This is a genomic window from Pseudomonas sp. TAA207, from assembly GCF_001529285.1.
Taxonomy (GTDB): Bacteria; Pseudomonadota; Gammaproteobacteria; order Pseudomonadales; family Pseudomonadaceae; genus Aquipseudomonas; species Aquipseudomonas weihenstephanensis.
Genome location: NZ_LLWJ01000060.1, coordinates 80,250 through 101,726, shown reverse-complemented (window position 1 = coordinate 101,726; position 21,477 = coordinate 80,250). Strand labels below are relative to the sequence as shown.

Below are 21,477 nucleotides of genomic sequence, written 5' to 3'. Positions count from 1 at the left end.
TATACAGGCAATAAACTGGGTTAAACAGCACGTTGTGCACCGTAGCAGACAAGGAGACGCTTCATGGCCATTTCGCTGTCCAAGAACCAAACCATTTCCCTCGAAAAAGAAGCAGGAACCGGTCTCAAGAAAATCCGCATGGGCCTGGGCTGGGACCCGGTCAAGCCGAGCGGTTTTTTTGCCAAGTTGCTCAACAGTGACACGGCCATCGACCTCGATGCCTCCTGCATTGTGCTCGACAGCAGCAAACAGCTGTTGGATCTGGTCTGGTTTCGCGAGCTCAAATCCAAAGATGGCTCTATCGTTCACTCCGGCGACAACCGCACCGGCGAAGGTGATGGGGATGACGAGTCGATTCAGGTCAATCTTGAGCAATTGCCGTCGGGTGTTAAGCACCTGGTGTTTACGGTCAACTCGTTCACCGGGCAAAACTTTGAGTCGGTAGAAAACGCCTACTGCCGTATCGTCGATGAAGTGACAGGCAAAGAGCTGGCGCGTTTCAACCTGTCGGATAAAGGCCGGCATACGGGTGTGGTCATGGCCTACCTGAGCCGCACAGCGGCGGGCTGGGATTTGACCGCAATCGGGACTGTGGCCAATGGCCGTACTGCTCAGGACCTGGCTAACGAGGCTGCTCAGGCGGTGCGCGCATGAGCACATTGACTCCGGGCGCCAATACGTCCGTTTCATCGGGCAGCCAAACCGTCACCATCAGCTATGCCCCGGTTGCAGGCGCTGACCTTGACGTGTCGGCATTCCTGCTTGCGGAGTCAGGCAAGGTGCGTGGCGACAACGACATGTGCTTCTTCGGCCAGCAAAGCGTGAACAATGGCGCGGTCAAACTGGTGGAATCCGCCGCTGGGCGTACGGTGTTCAGCCTCAACCTGGAGGCCATTGATCCGGCCATTGAAAAAGTCGCGTTGACTGCCACGATCTACGAGAACAAAGCCAAATTTGCAGCGTTCCCGCAGTTGAACGTATCCGTGAGCGGGGGCATCGAAGCGCCGATTCCGACCCAAGGCATGCAAGAAACGGCATTGATTCTCGGCGAATTCTACCGTCGCCAGGGCGCCTGGAAATTCCGTTGTGTGGCCCAGGGCTTTGCCGGTGGCCTGGCGCCTTTGGCTGAGCACTTTGGGGTTGATATCGCCGCGCCTGCGCCCGTTTCTGCGCCAACGCCAACGCCAACGCCAACGCCAACGCCTGCTCCAGCGCCAGCCGCACCTGCGCCGGCGTCCAAAATCAACTTGTCGAAGATCACCCTCGACAAACAGCGTCCCTCCATCAGTCTGGAGAAGAAGGACGGCGATTTTGGCGAGATCAAAATCAACCTTAACTGGAACCGCACCTCGCAAAGCAGTGGCGCAGGTGGTTTCTTTGCTTCGCTGCGCGGCAAGTCGGGCGGCATCGATCTGGATGTGGGTTGCCTTTACGAAATGGCCAATGGCCAAAAAGGTGCAGTACAGGCCCTGGGCAATGCGTTCGGTGACTTCCGTGACGAGCCATTTATCCAACTGATGGGCGACGACCGTACAGGCTCGGTGAGTGATGGCGAGTGGTTGCGCATCAACGGCAAGGAATGGCGTCAGATCCGTCGCGTGCTGGTGTATGCCTTCATTTACGAAGGCGCCCCGAACTGGCAAGCGACTGACGGCGTGATCACGTTGTACATTCCGGGCGAAGCGCCCATTGAAGTGCGCTTGAGCGAGGAGGGCGGCAGCAAAGGCATGTGCGCCATCGCTCTGCTCGAAAACGTCGGTGGCAGTGTGCGGGTTAACCGCAAGGTCGAGTTCTTCAAAGGGCATTCGGACATGGACAAAGCCTTTGGCTGGGGCATGCGCTGGTCTGCCGGGTCCAAATGAGCGCTCTGTGAATGGCCGCCTGCTGATGCAGGCGGCGCTCCTTCAATCTCTGACAAGGTGACTCCAATGCTCGAATGGCTGAAAACCAATGCAACTGCCGCCCGTGACAAGCTCTCGGCGGAAGTCAGCAAGTTCAAGAACCGTGAATTCATGGAAGCAGTCGTTTCCGGGTGCGCTCTGGTGGCCGCCGCTGATGGCACCATCAGCAGCGATGAAAAGCAAAAGATGGTCGGTTTTATCCAGAACTCCAATGAGCTGAAAGCGTTCGACGTTAAAGACGTGATCAAGTCATTCAACGCCGTGTGCGAAAAGTTTGAGTTTGACCAACAGATCGGACGTGCCGAGGCACTGAAGTCGATTGGTCAATTGCGTAAAAAAGAAGATGCCGCCCGTCTGCTGGTGCGCGTGTGCTGCGCCATCGGCAGTGCAGACGGCAACTTCGATGAAAGTGAGCGGGCTGCTTGCCGCACCATCTGCAATGAGCTGGGGCTGAACCCTGGCGATTTTGATCTCTGAGGACATCATGGAAAACACGGCAATTGGCTTTCCGCCAACTACCATCGCTGTATTTGTGGCACTGGCGGTCATTGCTCTGGCAATCGATCTGTTCACCCACAAAAGCGATAAACCGGTCTCGCTGACCAACGCTGCCGTTTGGTCAGTGTTTTGGGTGCTGATCTCCCTCGCCTTTGCGGGCTACCTGTATTACGCCCACGGCCCAAGCGTGGCCAGCCTGTTTGTGACCGGTTACGCGCTGGAAAAAGTCCTCAGCGTCGACAACCTGTTCGTGTTCATGGCGATCTTTGCCTGGTTCAAAATCCCTGACGCCTTGCGTCACCGTGTTTTGTACTGGGGCATCATCGGCGCCATCGTGTTCCGTCTGATCTTCGTAGCGATCGGTACTGGTCTGCTGGCGTTTGGCCCATGGGTCGAAGTGCTGTTCGCGGTCGTTGTTGCCTGGACGGCGATCATGATGCTGCGCAGCAAGGAAGAGGACGAAGAAGAGGACTACTCCCAGCACATTGCCTACCGTTTTGCGAAAAAGCTGTTCCCGGTATGGCCGAAGCTGCACGGGCATAATTTCTTTGTTTCGCGCACAGAGCTTGAAAAAGAGATCACGAAGCCGCAGAACAAGGGAATGACCCTGGTCGGTAAGGGCGCTCTGTTCGCGACACCGCTGTTTTTGTGTGTGGTGGTGGTTGAGGTGTCGGACATTCTGTTCGCATTCGACTCCGTCCCGGCAGTGATTGCCGTGAGCCGTGAGCCATTGATCGTGTACTCGGCGATGATGTTCGCGATTCTGGGCCTGCGTACCATGTACTTCGTGCTTGAGGCCCTGAAACGCTACCTGGTTCACTTGGAAAAATCGGTTATCGCACTGTTGTTCTTTATCGCCGGCAAGCTGGCCCTGAACGCAACCGATCACCTGTTTGGCCACGGCATCAGCATTGATCCGAACACCAGCTTGATCGTTGTGTTGGTGGTATTGGCCATAGGTATCGTGGCCAGCATCATCTTTCCCGGTAAAGATGAAGAGCAATCTGACGTCAAAAACGACACGAACGCTTGATCGCATATTTATTAAGGAGAATTACTCATGGCACTTTCCCTCTCCAAAGGCGGCAACCTGTCTTTGTCCAAAGAAGCCCCCGGGATGACCAAAGTCCTCGTGGGTCTGGGCTGGGATGCTCGCTCCACCGATGGTCAGGATTTCGACCTGGATGCGAGTGCTTTCCTGCTCAAGGCTGACGGTAAAGTTCGCGCTGACTCCGATTTCATTTTTTACAACCAGCTCAAAAGCGTTGATGGCTCGGTAGAGCACACCGGCGACAACCGTACCGGTGAAGGTGACGGCGACGACGAGGCAATCAAGGTCGACCTGTCCAAGGTCCCTGCTGATATTGATCGCATCGCGTTCACGGTCACCATTCACGAAGCTGACGCGCGTAAGCAAAACTTCGGTCAGGTGCGCAATGCGTTTATCCGCATTGTGAATCAGGACAACAACAGTGAAGTCGCTCGTTATGACTTGGCTGAAGACGCCAGCACCGAAACGGCCATGATCTTTGCCGAGCTGTACCGCAACGGCGCCGAGTGGAAGTTCCGCGCGGTCGGCCAGGGCTTTGCAGGCGGTCTCAAGCCGCTGGCTGAAAGCTACGGCCTGAAATTTTAATCGTCACCCCATCAACTTTTTATATAAGGGTTCACGAACATGGCAGTAAGTCTGAGTAAAGGCGGCAACGTTTCCCTGACCAAAGAAGCGCCGGGCCTGACCGACGTAGTTGTTGGTCTGGGTTGGGATCCACGCGTGACCGATGGCCAGGAATTCGACCTGGACGCCTCGGTGTTCATCGTGGGCGAGAACGGCAAAGTGCTGAACGACGGCAGCTTTGTGTTCTACAACAACAAAACTTCGCCAGACGGCAACGTTGTGCACCAGGGCGACAACCGCTCCGGCGCAGGCGAAGGCGATGATGAGCAGGTCAACGTCAACCTGGCAGGCTTTGCTCCAGAAACCAAGAAACTGGTTTTTGCAGTGACCATTCACGACGCTGATGCACGCAAGCAGAGCTTTGGCCAGGTTTCCAATGCCTTCATTCGCGTTCTGAACAAAGCGGATGGCAAGGAAATCGCGCGCTACGACCTGAGCGAAGACGCCTCGACTGAAACCGCGATGATTTTTGGTGAGCTGTACAACCACAATGGCGAGTGGAAGTTCAAGGCAATCGGTTCGGGTTTTGCGGGTGGCCTGGCGCCATTGGCTGCGAGCTACGGCGTTAATTTGGGCTAATCCCCAGCGTTAATCAAAAGGCCCGCTGCGTAACCGCAGCGGGCCTTTTTTTTGAGCTACAGGCCACACGTATTGCTGGCGTATCCCGTCTAGAACACTTTAAAAATACTCATGTCCGCAGCAGACACGTTGATGTGAGCGATTGCGCAACTTTTACACAGTGAAAAATGTAATGTGCTTGGTTTTAAACTCGCCATCCCTTTAAAACAAAGGCCTGTGGTTCATTGCGCAATTATTGGCAGCTCGTTGCGCAACAAGTTGCTCACTATCAGCTGGGAATCAGACTTTTTAGTGTTTGTTTTTATTGTCGGTTTCGCCAAAGCCCCGGTTTAAACGCCTCGGTTTAGTGTTGGCACAACTCTTGGTTATATAACGGGGACTGCAAGTACATTTGTCTTGCGGGTTACTCATAGTGTTTTCAAGGAGAGTGTTATGGCTACGCCAGCGTATATGTCCGTCACCGGCGAGAAACAAGGATTGATCACAGCGGGTGCATTTACAGCAGACTCAGTGGGAAATACGTACCAGGAAGGGCATGAAGATCAAGTTATGGTTCAGGGGTTCAGCCATCAAGTGATCATTCCGCGTGATCCGCAGTCCGGCCAGCCAACCGGGCAGCGCATCCATAGGCCCGTGTGCATTACCAAAGTGTTCGATAAGGCGTCGCCCCTGCTGTTGGCCGCTCTGACGTCGGGTGAGCGCATGACCAGCATTGAGATCAAGTGGTACAGAACCTCAGCAGCCGGTACCCAGGAGCACTACTACACCACCACCCTTGAAGACGCGATTATTGTTGAAATCAAGGACTACATGCACAACTGCCAAGACCCTTCCAACTCACATTTCACGCACCTTGAAGACGTGCACTTTACCTACCGCAAAATTACGTGGACCCATGAAATCAGCGGCACTTCGGGTTCGGACGACTGGCGCGTCCCTAGTAAGTAATTAATCAGTGTGTGACCGTTATCGGCCCGTGCGCGGGTCGATAACTTTGTAGGAGTAATCCTGTGTTTAGTATGGAAACTTCGCTCTCTGAATCTCTCTCTTCTGAACTTGTTGCGCAGGGCTGCACAGGCCTATTAATGGATGCTGTAACTCTGCTCAACTTGCCCCATCAATTAGCGCAGTGGACGAATCCGTGGATATTCGAACCTTTATATACCGCCCCCCACATGGCAGGACTGGAAAGCGTATCGCCGCGCATTTTGAAAATCACAGATATTCAAAATCCGGTGTTGCAAGATTTTTTGGCTCATAGCCATGAAGAGTGGGGCTATTTGCTGCTGTGCGACGGTACGTGGCAGACGTTGGTCCAGCACATGCGCTGGTTGACCGTGGCGCGTATGCCTCACGGGCAAGATGTGTTTTTGAAGGTGGCCGATCCGGCGGTAATGCATGCCGTACTCAACAACAGAGCGTGCGAGCAAGACGCCACGCTGTTTGGTCCTTGTCGACAAATCCTCATGGCTGATGGCATTCAGGGCCGTTGGCATGCGCACAACCGCCCGGGTTCGGCGCCGGAGCCGAGCCATCAAACACCTTACCTGTTGAATGCGGCGCAAGCGCTTGCCTTTGACGATGTGAAGTTTCGTGGCGTGGTGAAAGATCTCGATACGCACATGCGCCACTACTTCTCGGGGTATCAAGGCGCAGCAACACCTGCACAACGTTGGGTTCATTTACAGGGCCTGGCCACTCAAGCGTATGAGCGTGGCTTTAACAGTGAACTCGACATCATCCGCTACGCCAATATCCACGGCTATTTGGGCGAAGAGGCCCTTCAGATCCACCTCGACCTTGAACGGATCCTAAGCACTGCCTCCCCCCAAACGCCTTCGCAGAGGGTAGAAAAAGCCGCCCATATAGCCCGATGCCGCGCCTTGAGTCTGCGGGAGCCTGAGTAATGCCAAACGCTTTCTTTCCAGAAAACCCGAACAACGTCAACAAAAGCCGGGATGACGCCCGAAGCAGCTTGGGCGCCTGCCCACTGATGAAAGACACCGTGCAATTGGTGCCGCTCTGTGATGGATTGGTGGATAACCCCGCGCTGGACCCTGCGGGGAAAATCGCGATGCCATACAACCTCACGACTCGCCCGTTGGGCATCAGGCTGCTGCGTGATGGTTGGTTGTATGTGATTGAAAGCAATGGCACGTTGACCGAATTCCGGCTGCTCGACGGCATACTCAGCGCCATGCTCTGGCAGGGCAAGCGCGTGACCCGGGATGTGCGTGATGAGCCGATCAAATCGCCGACGCTGATCGTCTCTAAACGCAGCGCACTGCACGTCACCTACAGCGAAGTACAGTGGACCGCCAAAAAGTGCCATCAAGTACTCGACAGCAAGGCTGAGCGCCAGCACTTCATGCAAGCGGTGAACGTGAGCAGCGCAAACTGCCAAACCGGCGCGCCGCATCTCTTAACCCCCGACATGGCCGAGCATTGGTTGGCAGAAGTCGCCAGCGAGCGGATCAGGGCCGAGCAGGTAGCCAAAGAAAAGGCCGAGCTACAGGCTTATGTCGAAGCCGAGAATGCGCAGCGGCGCCTCAACCAAGAACCGGAGCTGGAACTGGGCATGCCGTTACCCACCCTGACAGTGGATGCGGTGCCTGAATACGAGCGTTTGCCGTATCTATGGGAATTGCCCGCACGGTTCACTGAGCTGCCCATGACGGCACTCACGGCCTGCATTGACCCGCACTATCGGCATGACGTGCTGTACCTGGTGGTGGATGACACGCTGGGTGTGCTGCGCGAACTGGCCCAGTACCAGGACGAGGCCGTAGGCTGGATTGAAAGCTGGGCTAACGGCGGGCAGAACGAGGGTGACAACGAGCGCGATTATTTGCTGGCCTGTTATATCGAGTCCTTGAGTCAGCTCAACGCGCCTGATCTCTCAGCGCTGGGCGAGGCGAGCGATGATCCGGGGATCAAGGCGTTGTTTGCTGACTTGGCGCTTCTGCCGGAGCCGGATCGCGGGATAACGTCCACGGCGATTCTTCAATACGTCAATAAAGGTGGCTTGATGTCACCGCCTGCGGGCAGCCCGACGCCGCCTGAGTTGGTCGACCTGCGTAAGGCCGCGCAAGACGAAGCGATGCACATGGTCCGGTATCAGGGGTCTACACCGGACTACACCGCCTTGGGCCGTAATATCGGCGAGGCTGACCGACGCTATTACACCCGCGAGCATTTTCGCGTGGCCCCGCAAGGCTTTGTCGACACCCACTTCGATGCCTTGATCGCCCTGGGGCTCAAGCAGGACAGTCGCATGGACGACATCCTTTATGGCGCCAAATTTGGCCAGCGCGGGGTCAATGAATTGATTGACCGTGAGGCGATGGACAGCGACCTGTTCGCCCACCGTCACGGGCTTAAACGCTGGAATAACCTGCTGGATCGCATCACGGCTGACCGCGTCGCGCGGGTCTGCTGCGGAGCGTTTCACAAAGCCGCCTGGTATTTCGATGCGCAGAACAGCGCACAAGTCGGCATGGCGTTTGTGCTCGAATACGGCTGCCTGAAAGACATCTGCCGCAGTGACGACGCCACGCACCGGTTGTATGAATACACAGAACAAAATCCTCAATTCAGCCGTCCGCTGTACTACACCTTGCCCCATAGCGAACAGACTGCACTGTGGGTGCAATACGCCTTTTTAGCTGCGGCGGGTGTCGGGTTGCTCAACAACCTGAGCGCCTACCAAGGCGCGTTAGCCAAAATAGAGAATGGCCGCTTACCCGCGTTGGATCAGCTACCAGAAAGCACCCGTGCAGTGGCCGATGCCGCCCAACAAACCATGACCCCTGCGCTCAATCGCGGCCTTGAAAAAACACTTGCCGACTTTGATGGCGTATTCAAAGGGCAGACCATGCCCGACCTCGACCAATTGTTTCGCAACCTGCCTAAAAGCTTGCCCGCCCGCATTCTCGACGCCGCCAAACGAGAAGGCGTGACCTTCAGCATCGCCTCCGAGGCCGAAAAAATCAGCCTGCGCGAAAGTTTGCAGGAGGTGCTGAAAAACCGCAGTGAAATGACCGAACTCAAACGCGCACGCAACCGAATCAAGCGCACTCACGGCCACACCCACCGCAAGGCCCAAGCGTTGCTGGGGGAAATCGAACGTGTGCAGCAACTGTTGCTGTTGGACGAGGGCCGCTTGGCGGCGGGCATCAGCCCGATTACTGAATTGCCTGACGAACACCGCCGGCTGTACGGCTCAACCCCGGGACGTGCCGGGTTGACTGTGATCTTTCCTGCGGCTCACAGACAGGAAGTCGCGGGGCTGATGAAGAACTTTCGCAAGGGTATTGGCAGCACCACAACAACGAACAAACTGGGGGATGGGGCGGCCTTGTTATTGTTTGTGGCGCAAGCGGTGAATCTGGTGCAGTTGGCCAAAGAGGTCCTGAAGCAGGAAGCAGATAAACGTATTTTCGGGCCTGCGTTAAATGCGCTGGCTACGACCGCGGCAGTAGGCTTCGCTGCGGCTCAGGGCGTTTTTGATAACGCGCTAAATGCACGAAGTTTGGTGTTGGCTCAAAGTCTGCAGAATCATGCAGGTAAGTCGTTAATTGTACAAATGGGTAAGTTGCATGTTGGGTTGGGTCTAGCAAGTTATGGCTTAGGTTTGTATTCGGCTCTAGTTAGTTTGAATAATCATCATGAGGGTTGGGTGCAAGCCGTTAGAGCGGGGAATTACGCAGCTCAGAATGCTGCGTTATTCAGTGTGCTAGGTTCTGGAGGGCTGGCATTGAACAATGGGTATGGGCTCGCAAGTACTCTTCGTTCAGGGGTGGATGTAATTATTGCGAAGAGAGGTGCTGCTCGGGCTGCAGTATGGGCATCCTCTGGGGGGCATCTTGCAAAAGTTTTTTTTCGGATAAATTTAGCCGGGATTTTATTTACATTTTTAGAGCTGGGAGGTACTTGGTTTTACAATCGCTTTAACGTCAGTGCTCACGATAAATGGTTGCAAAGCACTCCTTGGGGACTAAAAGTGGCAGAGCGCAAAGTTTTTAGTATTTTGTGCTTTGAACAATATTTGAAAAAGTTGTTATACGCGCCATTTATCCAAGTCAAAGAAGAAGGATATGACTCGCTCTTGAAAAATATGCTGTTAAAACCTAAGCCGGGAGATGTTTGTTTGATTTTTCCAAATCTCACGCTGTCGGGTTTTCAAGCCGATCTTTACGGGACCGTGACTCAAAGATTGAAGATCGGAGCTCAGCGTATTACTACGATTTTTCATGAGCGTAGCTCCACCAGTCAGGTCTCTAGTGATGTGAGCCACCAGATTGAATCGGGGCTGATCCGGGGGGGCACAGAACAGTTAGTGCTTAAGTTGACCGGTTTTAGAAGTCCTGAACTAATGATTGGTCAGGTTCGTGAAGAATTATTAATCGGTCTTGAAATTTATTCGCTGAATAAAGAGGGACTGTGGAGCGTGCAGTCTTATCACATTCTGTTCGATACTCAAGGAGTCGGACGTTTCCCCTCGACTGAGCAATGCGTATCCAGTGCACAGTTAACACTTTTGACAATTGACGTAGATGCTTTGGGGTTAACGATATATGACTGAATATACAGCGGCTGGCTCGTCGTGCCCAGAGTTAAAGATAGAGCGGTGTGCGGGCGATAGAGAACCCTTTCCCTCAGGAGAGCTTACCTATTTAGCTCCCTTGCCTCTGCCCACACAAACTATTCCGTATAGCCCGCATATAACCCGGATTGGTGACGCCTATTTAGAGTTTGGCGCAAGTGAGCCGAAAGTCTTCGCCTATCAACTGTTCTTAGGTGGGCCGGTGGGGATTATATGTCTGATAATATTGGGGTTTCCGGTAATGATGAGTGTGTTGACAGTTTTGATTGGCTACGGTGATGAAGCTTGGAATATGTTTGTAGGTATTTATTTGGCTGCATGGGAGTCAGCACTCTGGTTTGGACTACTTTTATGCAGCCTATTCTTTTGCGTTTGGTTACATTGCCACATGCTCTTCATCAAAGTCGTTCCCACCCGTTTTAACCGTCAACGTCGCGAGGCCTGTTTCGTACCGGAAGGTTCAGATGAGCCGATCTTTGTACCTTGGGAATCACTATATGCCTGGGTAGTACAGTCCCAAGGCGCCTCCCAATATGGCGTGATTCGCCAATGCGGAATGGGGTTTGGGTTTGAGCATGAAGGCGAATGGGTTCGTGTGGAGTTTGAATGCGCGGGCACCGCGGCGGCGCTAGCGCATTGGGAAGCGATTCGTGGCTACATGGAATACGAAATAAACGACCTGAAGGACGTTCAAGATCCCGTCGACCTGCAAGGCCCAGACGACCCGCCCCACGAGGGCGTGCACACGTTTCGCAATGCCCGTGCCCGTTTGCATCAACGTATCCGCGACAAGGAAGTCGGCTGGGTGCACGGTTTTTTCTGGTATCTCTACCACGTCATGACCCTGTGGACGCTGCCCAACCATTTGGTCGAATGGGAGATAAAACGCATCGCCAAGGTAGGGCGCCGAGCGCTGCCAGCCGTAATGCGCGAATGGTCCGAGCCTCTACCTCCCGATCAATGGGCCAAACCCAGTGCTGAATTACTGCGCCTAAGCGCCAACGTCAAAGCCCTGAAAAAGCGCTGCCCACGTCTGTCGATTACCGATGTATTTGCACAGGTTTATGCCCGTGAAAAGTCGGAAGCGGGCAAGCGTAAAACCTTTAAAACATAGGCGCCATTATCAGAGCTGCCAACGGGTTCCTGGCAATGCCCAAGCCAATGCTGGCTGCTCACGCAGTAAGGTCCATTGACCGTTGTGCAATTGATGCATCGACATCTGGTGAAAGGTTCTTTTTGTAACGCCGGTGTATTCAATCAGCGACACCAACAAAGGCACCTGTGCTTTCCAGTTTTCGGCAATGAACTGATGCGCGCACTCGATGCTGCCTTGCAGTACATAGCTAAACAGAAAGCAGAACTGCGGGTTGTGCGCCAGTGCTGCATCCGACAGTTTTTTGGGTTCGCCGATCTGCTGTCGTGACGGATCAATCCATTCCCACTCGGCAAACAAAATAGGCGACCGCTGTGCGTCGCGCACCACTGCGTCAGTGCGGTTGGACGATTCAAAGTGAGTGAAAAAGCCGAGCAGGTCCCCGACACGACGCACCGTGATGCCGGTATGGATATTCCAGTCCGACAACGAGCCCATGTCCCGGTTGTACCCATCCATGGGGAAATCTCGATACCAGTTGTAGGCGAAGAGCGTGGCAAAGTCGTTCAGTAAATCAGTGCTTAGCATGTCTGTTGTACTCAGGGATTATGTGGCTGAGCGTGCGCGTTAAGGTCGTGCGCCCTGGCAGTGTGAAAAGCGGTTGTATCCAGATGCTAGCATTTAGCCACTTTTCTGGGCGGCGGTGCATTACGCTTCTCATCGCGCAGGAGCGCGCGTGGTGGGAGAGAGGGCTGCTGTAACGTGTTGTGCTTGTATCGAAAAAAGCCGAAGTCGCCCGATATCGATGGCTAAGTGAAGTTGAAGGACGAGCCGGCCCAGCCAGTGTCGGGGGTGGTGAACGCCTTAGAGCAGTCGTAACAGATTGAAATTTAGCCCTAAGGCATGTGCCATGCCACCAGCTTGACGGGGTAAACTTGCGTCTTTGCTCGTACTCCAAGGAGTTATTGCGTGAACACGGAAAATCATTCCCAGACGGCTGCGTTTCTTTGGTCCATTGCCGATCTGCTGCGCGGTGACTTTAAACAATCGCAATACGGCCGCATCATCCTGCCATTCACCCTGTTACGGCGCATGGAGTGCGTACTTGCCCCGACCAAGGATGAGGTAATCAAGCAGACATTTGCCCAAGAAGGTCGTCCTGATACTGTGCGCGAGATGATTCTGCTGCGCGCTGCCGGTCAGCAGTTCTTCAACGCCTCGCCGCTGACCCTCGGCACACTGTCCGACACCCAAACCGCCTCCGACTTGATGAGCTATGTTCAAGCGTTCAGCAAGGACGCTCGCGAGATCTTCGAGCACTTCCACTTCGAAGATTTCGTTCAACAACTGGAGAGTGCCAACCTGCTGTACCAAGTGGTGCAGCGTTTCGCGGCAACCGATTTGAGCCCCGAGTTCATCAGCAACTTCGGAATGGGCATCATCTTTGAAGAGTTGATCCGCAAGTTTGCAGAAAGCTCCAACGAAACCGCGGGGGAGCACTTCACCCCGCGCGATATCGTGCACCTCACCACCTCGCTGGTGATCACCGATCAGGACCACAAACTCGCGGCCAACAGCATCGTCACCATCTATGACCCAACTGCTGGCACCGGTGGCTTTCTGTCTGAGGGTGATGAGTACATCCAGTCCATCAGCAAAAAGGTCAGCGTGTCGCTGCACGGCCAGGAGCTCAACCCCGAGTCCTATGCCATCTGCAAGGCGGACATGCTGATCAAGGGCCAGGACGTAGCCAGCATCAAGCTCGGCAACACCCTGTCCAACGACCAACTGGCCGACAAACGCTTCGACTTCATGCTCAGCAACCCGCCGTTCGGCGTGGAGTGGAAGAAAGTACAAAAGCAGATCACAGACGAGCACAGCCACAAAGGTTTTGACGGCCGCTTTGGCCCCGGCCTGCCGCGCGTTTCCGACGGTTCGCTACTGTTTCTTCTGCACTTGGTCAGCAAAATGCGTGACCCGCGTGACGGTGGCTCGCGCATTGGCATCATCCTAAATGGCTCGCCGTTGTTTACCGGGGGCGCAGGTTCGGGTGAGTCAGAGATTCGCCGCTACCTGCTGCAAAACGACCTAGTCGAAGCTATCGTCGCGCTGCCAACGGACATGTTCTACAACACCGGCATCGCCACCTATGTGTGGATCCTCAGCAACCACAAGGCGGTTGCGCGCAAGGGCAAGGTGCAACTGATCGACGGCAGTAAGCACTACGCCAAAATGCGCAAGTCGCTGGGCAGCAAGCGCCAGTACATCACTGAAGATCAAATCATAGAGCTGGTGCGCCTGTATGGCAGTTTCGAGCACAGCGCACAGAGCAAAATTTTCCCCATCGACGCCTTCGGCTACCGGCGCATTACTGTTGAGCGCCCGCTGCGTTTGAACTTCCAGGCCAGCGCAGAGCGTATTACCACGGTTATGGAAGAAAAGGCTATTCAAAAGCTTGGCAGCGTTGCTCAGCAGCCACTGATAGTGGCCCTGCAAGCGATGGATGCCAGCGTGCTACACCGCAACCGCGAGCAATTCACTAAGCTACTGAAAAAAGCCCTGACCGCACACGGCGTCAGCATTAGCGCGCCGGAGCTGAAAGCACTGCTAAATGCACTGAGCGAACGCGATTCTGAGGCTGATATCTGCATGACCAAAGGCCAGCTAGAGGCGGACACTGGCCTGCGCGATTACGAGAACGTGCCGCTGGGCGAGTCGGTGTACGACTATTTCCAGCGTGAAGTTATCCCCCATGTGCCGGATGCTTGGATCGACGTGAGTAAGACCGATGTGCTGGACGGCGAGGTCGGTATCGTTGGCTTCGAGATTCCGTTTAACCGCCACTTCTACGTGTTCCAGCCGCCGCGTCCGCTGGCCGATATTGACCGCGACCTAAAAGCTTGCACCGACCGCATCAAGCAGATGATCGAGGGGCTGTCGGCATGACGCTCCCCTCTTATCCGAAATACAAGGCGTCAGGCTTTATCTGGTTAGGTGACGTGCCTGAAAGCTGGGCACTCAAGCGTCTTGGCCATTACTTCGATGAGCGCCGCGAAAGGGCCAGTGATACTGAGTTCGAGCCTTTGTCAGTGACCAAGTACGGGATTGTTCCTCGGCTTGAAAGCGCCGCAAAAACACAGGATGGGGACAATAGAAAGAAAGTGTTGGCTGGCGATTTTGTTATCAACAGCCGCTCCGACCGTAAGGGGTCTTCCGGATTATCTCCACTGGATGGATCAGTCTCGTTGATTTGTACCGTATTGATCCCGACTGGATTACACGGCCCATTTATTCATCACTTATTCAGAAGCGCGCTTTTTCAGGAGGAGTATTACCGTTGGGGCAAGGGAATAGTTGCTGACCTTTGGAGTACGAATTTTTCTGATATGAAGAATATTGTGCTGGGCGTTCCTTCTGAGGCTGAGCAAACCCAAATCGCCCGCTTCCTTGACCACGAAACCGCCCGCATCGACGCGCTGATCGAAGAACAGCAGCGGCTGATCGAACTGCTCAAGGAAAAGCGTCAGGCCGTAATCTCCCACGCCGTCACCAAAGGCCTCGACTCCACGGTGCCGATGAAAGACTCCGGCGTGGACTGGCTAGGCGAGGTGCCGGCGCATTGGGTTGTTGGTCCGCTGCGCTGGTATGCAACTATTCAGGGAGGCATCGCCAAAGGAAAAGATTACGAGGGGCGCGAGACCGTTTCGCTGCCTTACCTACGTGTTGCCAATGTGCAGAACGGTTTCGTGGATCTCACTGAGGTCAAAGAAATTTCGGTGCTTGAATCTGAAGTTGAGCGTTATAGCCTGCGTTCAGGTGATGTGCTTATGAACGAAGGCGGGGATAACGACAAGCTAGGCCGCGGAACTGTTTGGCAAGGGCAGATAGAGCCTTGTCTTCACCAAAATCACGTATTTGCTATTCGCCCGAATGATTTGCTCTCAGCAGAATGGTTGACTGCGTTTACGCAGTGCGATCAAGCACGCAGTTACTTTTTCTTGAACTCCAAGCAAAGCACTAACTTGGCCTCCATATCAGCAAGCAATGTCATGAGTCTTGCTTTGCCAATCCCTTCGGTTGCTGAGCAAAAAGAGATTCTTTCAGTTTTGAATGAAGGCCGCGTAGCTCACGAAGAGCTAGTTAATCTAGCTACTTCAACCGTCGAATTTCTCCAAGAACGCCGCTCCGCCCTTATCTCCGCCGCTGTCACCGGCAAAATCGACGTACGCGGATGGCAGCTACCGGCCAGCGCATCCACCCCAGAATTAGAACAAGAGGCCGTGTAATGGCGGACAGCAAGGAAGCGCAATTCCAGCAGGACGTCATCGACGCCCTGGCCGCCCAAGGTTGGCTAGTCGGCACAGCCAGCGGCTATGACCGGCGCACGGCGCTGTATACCGAGGATGTGCTGGGTTATTTCAAGGACGCCTGGCCGGAGCGATGGGACAAGTTCGCCAAGGCCAACCCGAACAACCCGAATGATGTGCTGGTGCAGAAGCTCGTTCGCGAGCTGGAGCAGAGCGGAACCCTGGATGTGCTGCGCCATGGCTTTAAGCTGCCGGCGGTGAAGGTGGAGATGTGCAGCTTCCAGCCCGACCACGGCATGAACCCGGACACCCTCAAACGTTACCAGTGCAACCGTCTGCGTGTGGTGCCGGAGGTGTCCTACTCGCCGCATGCGCGCGAGGCTGGTAGCAGCGAGCAGAGCTACAATCCACGGCTGGATCTGGTGCTGTTCGTCAACGGCATCCCCACCGCCACGCTGGAGCTGAAAAGCGAGTTCAAGCAGTCGGTAGAAAACGCCAAGCGCCAGTACCGCAATGACCGTCCGATCAAAGACCCGCTGACGCGAAAACCCGAACCACTTCTGACCTTCAAACGCGGCGCGCTGGTGCACTTTGCCGTGGGCCAGAATGAGGTGGCGATGACCACCAAGCTGGCGGGTAAAGACACCTTTTTCTTGCCGTTCAACCTCGGCAGCGCAGAAGGTGGTGCGGGCAATCCGATGCCTGAGGACGACAGCCAATACGCCACCGGCTACCTGTGGCAACGCCTGTTGCAACCGGATGCCTGGCTCAAAGTGCTGGGCCGCTTTCTGCACTTGGACAAAAAAACCAGCGAAAGCTTCGACGGCACGCCGGTGACCAAAGAAACCATGATCTTCCCCCGATACCACCAATGGGAAGTGGTCAATAAGCTTATCGACACCACCCGCGCCGAAGGGCCGGGCAAGCGCTATTTGATCCAGCACAGCGCCGGCTCGGGCAAGTCCAACTCCATCGCCTGGACCGCGCATCAACTGGCCTCGCTGTACGACGATGCTGGTCAGCGTCTCTTCAACTCGGTGATCGTGGTCACCGACCGCACGGTGCTCGACAGCCAGTTGCAAAACACCATCTATCAGTTCGAGCACGCCCAAGGCGTGGTTAAACCGATCAGCCGTGATGTCGGCAACCAAAGCAAATCCGAGCAACTGGCCGAGGCGTTGGCTGAGCAGACGCGCATCATCATCGTCACCATCCAGACCTTCCCGGCGTTGTTTGATGCGCTGGACAAATATCCCAAACTGGCCAGCGGGCGCTATGCAGTGATCGCCGACGAAGCACATTCCTCGCAAACCGGCTCATCGGCCAGCAAGCTAAAACAGATTCTCGGCAGTGATGCGCTCGAAGCCGAAGAGGTGAGCGCCGAAGAATTGCTGGATGCTGCCGTGCAAGCGCGCCAACCCAATGAGCGGATCAGCTATTACGCCTTTACCGCAACGCCTAAAGCCAAGACCCTGGAGCTTTTCGGTCGTCCGGCTGATCCGACGCTACCGGCCAGTGCCAGTAACAAGCCGGAGGCGTTTCACTTGTACTCTATGCGCCAGGCCATCGAGGAGGGTTTTATCCTCGACGTGCTGCGCAACTACACCACCTACAGCACTGCCTGGAAGATCGCGCACCCCGACGGCGAAGACGATGAGGTGGACAGCAAAAAGGCACGCATTAAGCTGGCGCGTTGGGTGCGTTTACACCCGTACAACATCAGCCAGAAGGTAGAGGTCATCGTAGAGCACTTCCGCGCCAATATCCGCGGTCTGCTTAATGGCCAAGCCAAAGCCATGGTCGTCACCAGTAGCCGTCAGGAAGCGGTGCGTTATCAGTTGGCTTTAAAAGCTTATGTGCAGCAAATGGGTTACAGCGATGTGCATCCGCTGGTGGCGTTCTCCGGCAGCGTATTACCGGATGAGGTGATCCCCGAAGAGGTGACGGAAAACAGCAGCCTGCTCAACGCTGGCCTGAATGGCCGCGATCTGGCAGACGCTTTCGACACCCAAGACTTCAACGTGATGATCGCGGCCAACAAGTATCAGACTGGCTTCGATCAGCCCAAGCTGTGCGCCATGTATGTGGACAAAAAACTGCAAGGCGTAGACTGCGTGCAGACGCTGTCGCGATTGAACCGCACTTTCGGGGATAGCAAGGAAACCTTCATCCTCGACTTCTTCAACGAGCCGCAGGATATTCTCGATGCCTTTTTGCCGTACTACACCAAGGCCGAGCTGACCGACGTGACCGACCCGCAGATCATCTATGACCTGCAGAAAAAACTGGATGCCGAGGGTATCTACCACTGGCAGGAAGTTGAAGCGTTTGCCTTAGCCTTCTTCGACCCCAAGGCGCAGGCCAGTAAGCTCAGTTATTACTGCGCACCCGCCAAAGAGCGCTTTGCCAAGCGTTATGCCTTCTCTCTTGAGTCACGCCAGCAAGCGCTGGATTACAAACGCATCGCCCAGGCCAATGGAGACAGTAGCGGCTTGAAAAAAGCCGAGCACGCCTTGAAAGAAGCGGGCGAACAGGTGGATCAGCTCGACCTGTTCCGCAAAAACCTGCAAAGCTTTGTGCGTCTGTACGAGTTTCTTTCGCAGATCGTGCCTTATGAGGATCGCGAACTGGAGCAACTGTGCGTGTACGCTAAGCACTTGCACCCGCTGCTGCGCGTTGATCGCCTGCTACAAGACGACGTAGATGTCGGCGAGCTTCAATTGAGCCATTACCGTCTGAGCAAGCGCGCTGAACACCAGTTGCGCTTGAATGAGGAAACCGGCGAGTACACTCTAAAACCTGGCAGTGACGTGGGCAGCGGCAAGCCCCATGACCCGGAAAAGAAGCGCTTGTCAGAAATCATCGAGGCGCTTAACGATATCTTCGGTGCCGAAGTGAGCGATGACGACCAGTTGCAGTTCCTCACCGGCATCGCCCAGCGCATCAGCCGTCAGGAAGATGTGATGGCCCAAGTGAACAATCACTCGGTGGATCAAGTGATGCACGGCCTGTTTCCCAAGCGCGTCCTCGACACCGTATTGGACGCCATGACCGATCACGAAAAGCTCTCGCTGGAAGTGCTGGATAACGAGACGAAGAGCCGTGCGTTTGCGCTGGTAATTTTGAAGATGCTCAAGACCGCAGCGGCCCTCGATGATAACCGCGTGGGCGGGGCCTGAAGTGGCCGCTAAAAATAGGGAGTAACAGTGGCAATTCCGGATTTTCAAAGTGTGATGCGCCCGGTGCTGAATACTGTGCAGAACGGTGCGCCGTTACCGCTCAATACGCTGCGCGAGCGGGTAGCTGATCAGTTTCAGTTGACCGAAGATGAACGCAAGGAGCGCCTGCCTTCCGGTCAGCAGACGGTGATCAACAACCGAGTGGGCTGGGCTCGTACCTATCTGAATAAGGCTGGTCTGCTGTGCATTCCGACAAAGGGCATGGTGCAAATTACGCCGCGTGGCCTTGAGGCCCTGGCCAGTGGTCCGCCGCGCATCACGGTGAGCTGGCTGAAGCAGTTCCCCGAGTTTGCGGACTTCCATACGACCAAACCGCGAACGGCTGACACACCCGTTGTGATGAGCATTGATAGAGCAGAAACCACGCCGGACGAGCAGTTGGCGGATGCACATCAGGCGCTGATGCAGTCCCTTGCGGACGAGCTGTTGGAGCAAGTCCGGGCAGCTAGTCCCATCTTCTTTGAACAGTTGGTGGTCGACCTGATGATAGCGATGGGGTATGGCGGTTCGCGCAAGGAGGCAGGTAAAGCCACCCAGGCGACAAACGATGACGGTATCGACGGCATCATAAAGGAAGACAAGCTTGGCCTCGACGTGATTTATCTGCAGGCCAAGCGCTGGAGCAACACAGTGCATCGTCCGGAGATCGACAAGTTTATCGGCGCACTGACCCGCCAACGTGCACGTAAGGGCGTATTCATCACCACCTCAGAATTCTCCGAGGGAGCACGCACTGCAGCGCTGGGGCTGGATATCAAAGTTGTGCTGATCGACGGTATTGAGCTGGCGCGGTTGATGGTGGAAAACAACTTGGGCGTGAGCGTTAAGCAGGTGTATGAAGTGAAACAGCTAGACAGTGATTACTTCGCAGGGGAGTGATCAGCAAGGCGGGTGAGCAGATTAGGCCGGTCGGATGCGCGCAGGCCAGGGTCTGGTCAAGCATCAAAAAACGTCCTCACTATCAGACAAAAGGTAATCCCCCATTTCTAATACACGTCAGAAATAGAGGTCAGGCCGCCAGGGCCAACTTCTGTTTAGGGGTGATGCCGCCGAGGGCCATATTCGGTCGCTCGTGATTGTATGTCCAGATCCAGCTCGTGCCGTAGTCCTGAACTTCAGTTATCGACTCAAACAAGTAATGGCCCAGCCAGTCGTAACGTACGTTATAGCGCTCGACGTAGGCGTTTTGTTGCGGGTTGCCCGGCTGAATAAATTCCATATCGAATGCCCTGCTTCTCTGCCCATCCAGTGAGTTTGGTGCTGATAAACTCGGGGCCGTTATCACTGTGGATTGTCTGTGGTTTCCCGCGCCATTCAATAACCTGGTTCAGCGCTCGACAACACGCTCTGCCGGTAGCGACAAATCAATTTCCATACTCAGGGATTCACGGTTGAAGTCGTCAATCAGATTGAATACCCGAAAACTGCGCCCATCGGCCAATTGATCGTGCATGAAATCCATCGACAAGCACTGATTGGTGGCTGCAGGAACGGCCAGCGGCTCAGGCTTCTCGCGCACGATGCGCTTGCGTGGCTTGATACGCAGATTCAGCTCCAGTTCGCGGTAGAAACGATACACACGCTTGTGGTTCCAGCTATGACCCTTGACGTTGTGCAGATACAAGAAGCACAAGCCAACCCCACAGTTATGCTGGTTGTGGGTGAGCTGGATCAGTTTGTCGGCGATCTCAGCATTTTCAGGCGCCAAACGCGGCTGATGGCGATAGCACGTGAGGCTGACTCTGAAAACAAGGCACGCCAACTTGATATTGCACCGACCTGAACGAACCACTTGCTGCGCCATCTCTCGTCGTCGCGATGGCTTCACCACTTTTTTGCCATGGCTTCCTGGATGATTTCGGCTTTAAGGCGCTCTTCGGCGTACATTTTTTAAGCCGTCGATTCTCTTCCTCCAGCTCACGCAAACGGGTCATCAGCGAGGCGTCCATGCCGCCGAACGTGGTGCGCCACTTATAGAACGTGGCCGAACTGATGCAATGCTCACGGCACAGCTCTGGCGCTGGAGTTACAGCCTCGGATTGCTTGAGGATGGCGATGATTTGGCTGTCTGAAAAACGCGATGTTTTCACGCAAAATTTCCTTGATCCGGTCAGGAGAAAATTCTACTTCTGATGCGTACTTATTTCAGGGGGATTACCGTCGATGCCTTGTGCAAGCAGCTCTCTGGCCTAAACGGTTTTCTTCCTGGCTTGCGCAAGAGAAACCTCGGGATATGATCCGAGTGCCATGTTGATTCGGTTCTTGGTTACGGGATGTCGATAGTTGAAGTTCCACTGCATCGAGTGATTGACCCTGACTCGCAGTTGGAGCCCGTCGCCATCAGTGAGGATGTAATCCTTGTCTTTCGGTTTGACCGCCTTGAGCTGGCGGTCGGAGAGGCGGGTGGTTTGAGCGCACATAAGAAGTACTCCATGACACCTTTCGGTATTCCCAAGATTAGCGCTGGGTAGCCGGGAATACCATTGGGAATACCAAAGCGCCTGGAACTCAAAAAACCTGGAAAGCCCTCCGCAGCCCTTAAATCCCCGTATTCACTGGATTTCAGGCACAAAAAAAGAC

Annotated in this window: 15 protein-coding genes and 2 pseudogenes; 14 read left to right on the top strand and 3 right to left on the bottom strand. The window is 54.8% G+C overall.

Annotation, left to right across the window (positions count from 1 at the left end; genetic code table 11):
- Nucleotides 1-63 precede the first annotated feature (63 nt).
- From AP059_RS07415 to AP059_RS21965, 10 genes are all read left to right on the top strand, one after another.
- Nucleotides 64-654, top strand: coding sequence for a TerD family protein (locus AP059_RS07415; RefSeq protein ID WP_048365961.1), 591 nt, complete (start codon nt 64-66; stop codon nt 652-654).
- Nucleotides 651-1,862, top strand: coding sequence for a TerD family protein (locus AP059_RS07410; protein WP_059762619.1), 1,212 nt, complete (start codon nt 651-653; stop codon nt 1,860-1,862). Before AP059_RS07415 ends, AP059_RS07410 begins: the two co-directional genes overlap by 4 nt.
- Before the next feature lie 66 nt (nt 1,863-1,928).
- On the top strand, nt 1,929-2,378 hold the full coding sequence (locus AP059_RS07405) for a tellurite resistance TerB family protein (protein ID WP_048365963.1): 450 nt from the start codon (nt 1,929-1,931) through the stop codon (nt 2,376-2,378).
- Between the two features lie 7 nt (nt 2,379-2,385).
- Nucleotides 2,386-3,432, top strand: a complete 1,047-nt coding sequence (locus AP059_RS07400; protein ID WP_048365964.1) for a TerC/Alx family metal homeostasis membrane protein — start codon at nt 2,386-2,388, stop codon at nt 3,430-3,432.
- A 27-nt stretch (nt 3,433-3,459) separates the two neighbouring features.
- Complete coding sequence (locus AP059_RS07395; protein WP_048365965.1) at nt 3,460-4,035, top strand: TerD family protein; 576 nt, start codon at nt 3,460-3,462, stop codon at nt 4,033-4,035.
- A 39-nt stretch (nt 4,036-4,074) separates the two neighbouring features.
- A complete protein-coding gene (locus tag AP059_RS07390; RefSeq protein WP_048365966.1) occupies nt 4,075-4,653 on the top strand; it encodes a TerD family protein in 579 nt (192 codons plus the stop codon).
- Nucleotides 4,654-5,085: 432 nt separating this feature from the next.
- Entirely contained in the window at nt 5,086-5,601 is a 516-nt protein-coding gene (locus AP059_RS07385) for an Hcp family type VI secretion system effector (RefSeq protein WP_059762617.1), read from the top strand.
- 137 nt (nt 5,602-5,738) lie between these two features.
- Nucleotides 5,739-6,560 carry a DUF4123 domain-containing protein gene (locus AP059_RS07380; protein WP_238938491.1) on the top strand — a complete coding sequence of 274 codons (822 nt, stop codon included), beginning with the start codon at nt 5,739-5,741 and terminating at the stop codon, nt 6,558-6,560.
- On the top strand, nt 6,560-10,237 hold the full coding sequence (locus AP059_RS07375) for a toxin VasX (protein ID WP_059762613.1): 3,678 nt from the start codon (nt 6,560-6,562) through the stop codon (nt 10,235-10,237). Before AP059_RS07380 ends, AP059_RS07375 begins: the two co-directional genes overlap by 1 nt.
- Nucleotides 10,230-11,372, top strand: coding sequence for a hypothetical protein (locus tag AP059_RS21965; RefSeq protein ID WP_120752325.1), 1,143 nt, complete (start codon nt 10,230-10,232; stop codon nt 11,370-11,372). The genes AP059_RS07375 and AP059_RS21965 overlap by 8 nt, the downstream gene beginning before the upstream one ends.
- 9 nt (nt 11,373-11,381) lie before the next feature.
- Here the strand turns inward: AP059_RS21965 and AP059_RS07365 are convergent, their stop codons facing one another.
- Nucleotides 11,382-11,939 carry a hypothetical protein gene (locus tag AP059_RS07365; protein WP_059762609.1) on the bottom strand — a complete coding sequence of 186 codons (558 nt, stop codon included), beginning with the start codon at nt 11,937-11,939 and terminating at the stop codon, nt 11,382-11,384.
- Between the two features lie 381 nt (nt 11,940-12,320).
- Here AP059_RS07365 and AP059_RS07360 point away from each other — a divergent pair, with 381 nt between their 5' ends.
- The 4 genes from AP059_RS07360 to AP059_RS07345 are packed head-to-tail and all read left to right on the top strand — an operon-like array spanning nt 12,321 to nt 19,776.
- Nucleotides 12,321-14,297 (top strand): type I restriction-modification system subunit M, encoded by a 1,977-nt coding sequence (locus AP059_RS07360; RefSeq protein WP_059762607.1) that lies wholly within the window; start codon nt 12,321-12,323, stop codon nt 14,295-14,297.
- A complete protein-coding gene (locus AP059_RS22680; protein WP_059762605.1) occupies nt 14,294-15,637 on the top strand; it encodes a restriction endonuclease subunit S in 1,344 nt (447 codons plus the stop codon). The genes AP059_RS07360 and AP059_RS22680 overlap by 4 nt, the downstream gene beginning before the upstream one ends.
- Nucleotides 15,637-18,837, top strand: coding sequence for a type I restriction endonuclease subunit R (locus AP059_RS07350; protein ID WP_059762604.1), 3,201 nt, complete (start codon nt 15,637-15,639; stop codon nt 18,835-18,837). The genes AP059_RS22680 and AP059_RS07350 overlap by 1 nt, the downstream gene beginning before the upstream one ends.
- A gap of 27 nt (nt 18,838-18,864) precedes the next feature.
- Entirely contained in the window at nt 18,865-19,776 is a 912-nt protein-coding gene (locus AP059_RS07345) for a restriction endonuclease (RefSeq protein ID WP_082706769.1), read from the top strand.
- 130 nt (nt 19,777-19,906) lie between these two features.
- On the opposite strand, the pseudogene AP059_RS07340 reads toward AP059_RS07345, so the two are convergent.
- Nucleotides 19,907-20,987 (bottom strand): annotated as a pseudogene (locus tag AP059_RS07340) (IS3 family transposase).
- Nucleotides 20,988-21,089: 102 nt separating this feature from the next.
- Nucleotides 21,090-21,317, bottom strand: a pseudogene (locus AP059_RS07335) (integrase arm-type DNA-binding domain-containing protein); the annotation flags it as partial.
- Nucleotides 21,318-21,477 lie beyond the last annotated feature (160 nt).

Bases quoted from the DNA above. Each gene is read 5' to 3' on its own strand.
- AP059_RS07410 (WP_059762619.1), top strand. From the start codon at position 651: ATGAGCACATTGACTCCGGGCGCCAATACGTCCGTTTCATCGGGCAGC.
- AP059_RS07380 (WP_238938491.1), top strand. From the start codon at position 5,739: ATGGATGCTGTAACTCTGCTCAACTTGCCCCATCAATTAGCGCAGTGG.
- AP059_RS07400 (WP_048365964.1), top strand. From the start codon at position 2,386: ATGGAAAACACGGCAATTGGCTTTCCGCCAACTACCATCGCTGTATTT.
- AP059_RS07390 (WP_048365966.1), top strand. From the start codon at position 4,075: ATGGCAGTAAGTCTGAGTAAAGGCGGCAACGTTTCCCTGACCAAAGAA.
- AP059_RS21965 (WP_120752325.1), top strand. From the start codon at position 10,230: ATGACTGAATATACAGCGGCTGGCTCGTCGTGCCCAGAGTTAAAGATA.
- AP059_RS07375 (WP_059762613.1), top strand. From the start codon at position 6,560: ATGCCAAACGCTTTCTTTCCAGAAAACCCGAACAACGTCAACAAAAGC.
- AP059_RS07350 (WP_059762604.1), top strand. From the start codon at position 15,637: ATGGCGGACAGCAAGGAAGCGCAATTCCAGCAGGACGTCATCGACGCC.
- AP059_RS07405 (WP_048365963.1), top strand. From the start codon at position 1,929: ATGCTCGAATGGCTGAAAACCAATGCAACTGCCGCCCGTGACAAGCTC.
- AP059_RS07415 (WP_048365961.1), top strand. From the start codon at position 64: ATGGCCATTTCGCTGTCCAAGAACCAAACCATTTCCCTCGAAAAAGAA.
- AP059_RS07395 (WP_048365965.1), top strand. From the start codon at position 3,460: ATGGCACTTTCCCTCTCCAAAGGCGGCAACCTGTCTTTGTCCAAAGAA.
- AP059_RS22680 (WP_059762605.1), top strand. From the start codon at position 14,294: ATGACGCTCCCCTCTTATCCGAAATACAAGGCGTCAGGCTTTATCTGG.
- AP059_RS07365 (WP_059762609.1), bottom strand. From the start codon at position 11,939: ATGCTAAGCACTGATTTACTGAACGACTTTGCCACGCTCTTCGCCTAC.
- AP059_RS07385 (WP_059762617.1), top strand. From the start codon at position 5,086: ATGGCTACGCCAGCGTATATGTCCGTCACCGGCGAGAAACAAGGATTG.